Source organism: Archangium sp. (assembly GCF_036388035.1).
GTDB lineage: Bacteria > Myxococcota > Myxococcia > Myxococcales > Myxococcaceae > Archangium.
The window spans coordinates 1-5833 of record NZ_DASVSO010000376.1 but is presented as its reverse complement, the minus strand read 5'-3'; the positions used below and the strand labels follow the sequence as shown (position 1 = coordinate 5833).

5 protein-coding genes and 1 pseudogene are annotated in these 5833 nt (G+C 69.6%); 2 read left to right on the top strand and 4 right to left on the bottom strand.

Annotated features, from left to right (window positions below; translation table 11 throughout):
* The first annotated feature begins 159 nt into the window (after positions 1-159).
* On the top strand, positions 160-744 hold the full coding sequence (locus tag VF697_RS15375; protein WP_331095653.1) for a hypothetical protein: 585 nt from the start codon (positions 160-162) through the stop codon (positions 742-744).
* Positions 745-786: 42 nt separating this feature from the next.
* Here the strand turns inward: VF697_RS15375 and VF697_RS15370 are convergent, their stop codons facing one another.
* Positions 787-1755, bottom strand: a complete 969-nt coding sequence (locus VF697_RS15370; RefSeq protein ID WP_331095651.1) for a PEGA domain-containing protein — start codon at positions 1753-1755, stop codon at positions 787-789.
* Between the two features lie 84 nt (positions 1756-1839).
* Here VF697_RS15370 and VF697_RS15365 point away from each other — a divergent pair, with 84 nt between their 5' ends.
* The gene (locus VF697_RS15365) at positions 1840-2406 is read left to right on the top strand and encodes a hypothetical protein (protein WP_331095649.1); all 567 of its coding nucleotides are present in this window, start codon (positions 1840-1842) and stop codon (positions 2404-2406) included.
* Positions 2407-2457: 51 nt separating this feature from the next.
* Here the strand turns inward: VF697_RS15365 and VF697_RS15360 are convergent, their stop codons facing one another.
* The 3 genes and pseudogenes from VF697_RS15360 to VF697_RS15350 all read right to left on the bottom strand — a co-directional run.
* On the bottom strand, positions 2458-3975 hold the full coding sequence (locus tag VF697_RS15360; RefSeq protein ID WP_331095647.1) for a cellulose synthase family protein: 1518 nt from the start codon (positions 3973-3975) through the stop codon (positions 2458-2460).
* Between the two features lie 283 nt (positions 3976-4258).
* Positions 4259-5233 carry a D-alanine--D-alanine ligase gene (locus VF697_RS15355; RefSeq protein WP_331095645.1) on the bottom strand — a complete coding sequence of 325 codons (975 nt, stop codon included), beginning with the start codon at positions 5231-5233 and terminating at the stop codon, positions 4259-4261.
* A gap of 165 nt (positions 5234-5398) precedes the next feature.
* Positions 5399-5833, bottom strand: a pseudogene (locus tag VF697_RS15350) (MBL fold metallo-hydrolase); the annotation flags it as partial.

Below are 5833 nucleotides of genomic sequence, written 5' to 3'. Positions count from 1 at the left end.
CTGCGCGGCGCGGGCCCGCTCCTCGGACTTGAGGTGTTGGAGGGAGAACTGCACCTCAGGGGGAACGGAGTCCCCGGCGGGAGCGAGCCCGGGCACGAGCAGCAGGGCCAGCAGCGGCCAGCGGCGCAGGAAGGAGAGCATGGCGATATGTTACCGACGATGACCCTTCGAAAGCTCGCCCTGGTCGCCGTGGCCGTCACCTCCCTGTCCTGCGTGAAGCAGGTTCCCACCGGGCCCTCGGGTCCGGCCCGCCCCTACCCGCTCCTGAAGGAGACGGAGGAGCGGGAGACGGAGTCCCTCAAGGAGAAGCGCGAGGACGTGGAGGTGGACACGCGCGACTTCGAGCGCACGCCCCGGGTGGTGGCCCGGGGGGAGACGCCCCTCGTGAAGCTGTCCGGAGCCCGGGCCCGCCTCTACGGCGATGCCGAGGGCACGCGGGGATTCGACGTGGACAACTTCATCCTGCTCGAGGTGGTGGATGGCTCGGGCCGGGTGCTCAACCGCAGCGCGGTGGGCTTCACCGAGAACGTGCTGATGGGCCGCGAGGTGGTGGACAGCGTGGGCCCGCGCGCCTTCCACTTCGAGCCGGGCCAGGTGGACCTGACCTCCCGGCTGCCGGAGAACGAGCCCTTCCAGGTGCGCGCGACGGTGCTGGACTACTCGGGCGTGGGCCGGGTGACCGACGTCTTCCTGGTGCTCGAGCCCAGGGGCGCCGGTCAGGACGACGACCTGCGCACCCAGTGAACCCTGACCCTCGGGCCCGTGGACGCGCCACGGGCCCGCGTCTCAGAACCGGAGGCCGTTCGCGGTGGCGGCAGGCCCGTTGATGATGGTGTCGCAGCGGCCTCCGCAGACATCCTTGTGCGGATCGAGCGGCTGGGGCTGGGTGGCGACCATGGTGCCCACGGCGGCGGCGGTGACCACCGCGCCCACGCCGGCCCAGAAGTACCAGCGCCTGGTGAGCGGAGCGCTGGAGGAGACCTCCGGCACTTCCTGGGTGAGCGGAGACGGACTGGTGGTGGCGCTCGGGGTGAGCACCGGCGCACGCGGCTTGTCGTTCTGCGCGACGGCCACCGGACGCAGGTTGGCGTCGACGCTGTACTCCTTGCCGGCGCGCACGGTGATGTTCTGCGTCTCGGAGCGGAAGCCCTCGCGCTTGACGACGATCTCATGCGAGCCGGCCGAGAGCAGGAGGCCCTCGAGCGGCACCGTGCCCTTGTCCTCGCCATCGACGATGACCCGGGCGCCCGCCACGTCGGCCTTCACGGTGACGAAGCCCATCACCGGGTCGAGCAGCACGCCGACCTCGGTGACCTCGCCCTCCTTGGCGGTGACGCGCCGGGAGAAGTCGCGGTAGCCGGGCCGGCGCACGGCGACGGTGTGCTCGCCGGGGGACACCTCGAGGGCGCCCCTGGGCAGCGTGCCGACGTCCTTGTCGTCGACGAACAGGCGCGCGCCCCGCGGACCGCCCGGCAGCTTCACGAGCAGCTCGGTCTTCTTGACGAGGGGCGCGAGGAGATCGGCCGCCCCCGACGAAGCCTCGGGCTCCGGAGCCGGGGCCTGCCGGCTGCCCTTCCCGCTACCCTTGCCGGCCTTGGAGGTCTTCGGCGGCCGGCGCTTGGTCGTCTTGCCCTTCCCCTTGGACTTCGTGGAGGGCGTCAGGGGCGCGAGGAGATCATCCATCCCCTGCGCGAAGGCAGAAGGCGTGGCGAAGCAGAGGACCAACGCGATCAGGAAGGCGCGGCGCAGGGACATGGCGGACCAAAGGTTAAAGAGTCGCGGGGGAGGGGTCAAACAGGAGTCCACCCGCGGGGCGGGTTGGGGGAAGATCAGCGCCAAATGTCCCGAAAGATTCTCATGATCGCAGCGGGTGGCCTCACCGCCACCCTGATGGCCTGTCCGGCCCGGACCCCCACCCCGCCCGAAACTCCACGGCCGGTGCGCGTCCCCAAGGGGTGCGAGAAGAACCAGGCAGGCGAGTACCACCACGCGGAGAACCCGGCCTTCCGCTACCGGGGAGAGGACGACGGCGGCACGCTGACCCTGGCGGTGGTGCGCGCCCGGGAGGGCGAGCAGGCTCAGGGGGATGGGGGGACGGTGAGCCTCGTGCTCCAGCGGACGCCGGACGGTTTCGTGGGCGAGACGCGGGCGACGACCTTCACCCCGGCGGGCACGGCATGTCCGGTGCGCTTCCCGACGCAGGCGACGGCCTGTGACGACCAAGGGCTGACGCTGCGCTCGGCGACGACGGCGGCGATCGACGAGAACTGCCGCCCGGCCTCGAGCGGTCCTCAGCCGGCCTGGAAGGAGCAGCGGCTGCTACGGGGAGTCCCGGACGCGGGCACGGTCGGCGCCGACGCGGGCACGCCCCCGGGAGCGGATGCCGGTACACCGACCGTGAAATGAGCCAAGGAGGACCGGGGTGGGGGTTTCCCCTACCCCGGAGCCTCCCGACGCCTACGCGGCGCGGCGGGTCTGCTCCTCGGTGGCCTTGAGGGGCGCGGGAGCGGACTCACTGATCTTCAGGCGGCCCTGGAGGAGGCTGGACACGCCGACGTACAGGAAGCCGACCTGGAAGAGCAGGATGAAGGGCACCGACGTGTAGATGTGCTTGTCGATGGCGAACCAGAGCGCGCCGGTGAAGTAGGTGGCGAAGGAGAGCTCGATGATGGGCAGCAAGGTCTTGTCGCCGCGGTAGCTCTTCTTCACGGCGACGACCTTCTTGCCCTCGGCGCCGGTCTTCGGGGTGCGGGTGAAGGCGGACTGCTGGTTCAGCAGCGCCTCGAGCACGGCCTTGGCGTTGTTGATGGCCAGACCGATGCCCAGGCTCATGATGAAGGGCAGGTACTTGAAGCGGGCCCAGCCCTTGGCGCCCTGCTCGTGCTGAGCGGACACGTAGAAGACGCAGACGCTGGCGGTGGCGGTGATGAAGAAGGGCAGGTCCAGGAAGAGCGTGCCGTAGAGGCCGTGCTGGAAGCGCACCACCATGGACAGCGGCATGAGCACGCTGAGCAGCACCATCAACAGGTAGGCCATGTTGTTGGTGAGGTGGAAGAAGGCCTCGCGCTTCACGATGAAGGGCAGGTCGCTCTTGAGGATCATCGGCAGCAGCTTGCGTGCCGTCTGGATGGAGCCCTTGGCCCAGCGGTGCTGCTGGCTCTTGAAGGCGTTCATCTCCACCGGCACCTCGGCCGGGGAGACGACATCGGGCAGGAAGATGAACTGCCAGCCCTTCACCTGGGCGCGGTAGCTCAGGTCCAGGTCCTCGGTGAGCGTGTCGTGCTGCCAGCCGCCCGCGTCCGAGATGGTGACGCGGCGCCAGATGCCGGCCGTGCCGTTGAAGTTGAAGAAGCAGCCCGAGCGGTTGCGCGCGGTGTGCTCGATGATGAAGTGGCCGTCGAGGAAGATGCTCTGGGCCTGGGTGAGGATGGAGAACTCGCGGTTGAGGTGGCCCCAGCGCACCTGCACCATGCCCACCTTGGAGTCGGCGAAGAAGGGCACCGTGCGCAGCAGGAAGTCCGGGCTGGGCACGAAGTCCGCGTCGAACACCGCCACGAACTCGCCGCTGGCCGTCTTCAGGCCGTTCTCCAGCGCGCCCGCCTTGAAGCCCTGGCGGTTCTCGCGGTGGATGTAGACGATGTTGTGGCCCTTCTGCTTGTGGCGCTCCACGCACGCGCGGGCGATGCCGCACGTCTCGTCCGTGGAGTCATCCAGCACCTGGATCTCCAGCAGCTCGCGCGGGTAGTCGATGCGGCACACCGACTCCACCAGCCGCTCCACCACGTACATCTCGTTGAAGATGGGCAGCTGGATGGTGACCGGTGGCAGCGCCGCCAGCGCGCCCTTGGGCGTGGGGAGCTTGAACTTGTGGCGATAGTACAGATACGCCATGCGGTACCGGTGCGATCCGTAGACCGCCAGCACGCAGAGGACGCTGAAGTACACGCCCAAGAAAAGGATTTCGACGGTGGTCATCTGACCTGGCCCCTCCCGCGGGTGAAGTCGCCGCGGTCCTTACCCTGCTCGGCGGAGAAGAAAAGACCGACCCACGCCGACCGCCGCACCCGGTCCAGCGAAGGCCCCCCGCCTCGTATGTGCCCGAAATGACAAGGGTTTGCCTTTTCCGGGGCGTAACGAGCGCCGGACAATAGGGATGCGTCCGGTGGCTGTCAAATAGTTACCCGGGCTGTCACGGAGCGTGAGGGGCCATCCCACGCCTCGCGAGCACAACCCGGGTGACCTTCGAGGTCGTTCCGCCTCAGCTCGCCGCGCGGTGCGGACCCGAGGGAGCCACGGCGGCCAAGGGCGCCTCGGCCACGTCCACCTCGTCGCGGGTGGCGAGCGAGAGGATGTGCTCCACCAGCGCCGGGAAGGCGAGTCCCTTTTGAGCCGCAATCTTCGGCAGGAGGCTCACGGGAGTCATGCCCGGGAGGGTGTTCACCTCAAGGATGACGTCGTTGTCGTCGTCGGAGCAGATGAGGTCCACCCGGCCGTAGCCGCGGCAGCCCAGGGCCCGGTAGGCGGCGAGCGCCAGGGACTCCACATTGGCCAGCCGCGTGGGGGACAGGCGCGCGGGGAGGAAGTAGCGCGAGCCGCCCTTGTACTTGGCCTCGTAGTCGAAGCCCTCGCGAGGGGTGGCGATCTCACAGGTGCCGAGCACCTCCTCGCCGAGGATGCCCACCGTCACCTCGCGGCCGCGCGCCATGCGCTCCACGAGGGCCTCGCCCCCGAAGCGGCAGGCCAGGGCCACGGCGGCGACGAGCGCCTCGGGCTCGCGCACCAGCGAGAGGCCCACCGACGAGCCACCGCACGCGGGCTTCACCACGCAGGGGAAGCCCAGGTCGCCGTGGAGCTCCAGCGCGCGGGGCGCGTCCGAGCGGCCCACGCGGTAGCCCTGGGGCGTGGGGAGGTTGTGCAGGCGGAAGAGCTTCTTGGCCATGGGCTTGTTCATGGCGAGCGCGGAGGCCAGCACGCCCGAGCCCGTGTAGGGCAGCCCCATCAGCTCCAGCAGGCCCTGCACCTTGCCGTCCTCGCCCATGCGGCCGTGGAGGGCGAGGAAGGCCACGTCGAGCTCGGCCGAGCGCAGCGCGCGGTCCAACCCGGGGCCCGCGAAGATGCGGCTCACGGTGTGGCCCCGGGACTCCAGGGCCGCCACCACGGCCTCACCGGTCTTCAGCGAAATCTCCCGCTCCTCGCTCCAACCGCCCATCAGAACACCCACGCGCTTGCCCATGACTTTGGATTCCTCCTTGTCAGGGGGCTAGAGCACGCGGGATGCCAACGGGCCGGGCCGCTCCAAGGCCCCGCATTCCGGGCACTTCGAGACGCGGAGCGCACGGCCCCATACGGAGCGAGCGTGTCCGGGAGACCACGGCGTGTCCCCCGGGCCACGCGCCCCTCACCCGAACCAGCGGCCCGAGGTGGGCGCGAAAACGCGCAGCCGCTCGCGAAGCCTCTCCGGGACACGCGCCTGGATGGCGGCATGCACCTCGTCGGGGCTGTAGGCCTGGCTGAAGTGCATCAACACCAGGGCCTCGTTCTGGAAGCGGTCCGCCCGCGCGACAATCTCCTCGAGGTGGATGTGCGAGCGCTCCTGCGCGTCCTGCACCGTGCGCTTCGAGTCGATGAACGTGCACTCGAGAATCAACACCCGGCTGTCGAACAGCGTGGGCGCGGTCTCCAGCACGCGCGAGAGCGTGTCGGTGGCGTAGGCCAGCTCGAGATGCTCGGCCTCGTCGAAGAGGTCCTCGCCCGCCTTGCGCCTGCGAGCGATCTCCTGGGGCGGCAGCCCGTGGTGCTCGGGCTTGAGCTTCGAGACGCGGCGGAGGAACTG

Bases quoted from the DNA above. Each gene is read 5' to 3' on its own strand.
- VF697_RS15375 (WP_331095653.1), top strand. From the start codon at position 160: ATGACCCTTCGAAAGCTCGCCCTGGTCGCCGTGGCCGTCACCTCCCTG.
- VF697_RS15370 (WP_331095651.1), bottom strand. From the start codon at position 1,755: ATGTCCCTGCGCCGCGCCTTCCTGATCGCGTTGGTCCTCTGCTTCGCC.
- VF697_RS15365 (WP_331095649.1), top strand. From the start codon at position 1,840: ATGTCCCGAAAGATTCTCATGATCGCAGCGGGTGGCCTCACCGCCACC.
- VF697_RS15360 (WP_331095647.1), bottom strand. From the start codon at position 3,975: ATGACCACCGTCGAAATCCTTTTCTTGGGCGTGTACTTCAGCGTCCTC.
- VF697_RS15355 (WP_331095645.1), bottom strand. From the start codon at position 5,233: ATGGGCAAGCGCGTGGGTGTTCTGATGGGCGGTTGGAGCGAGGAGCGG.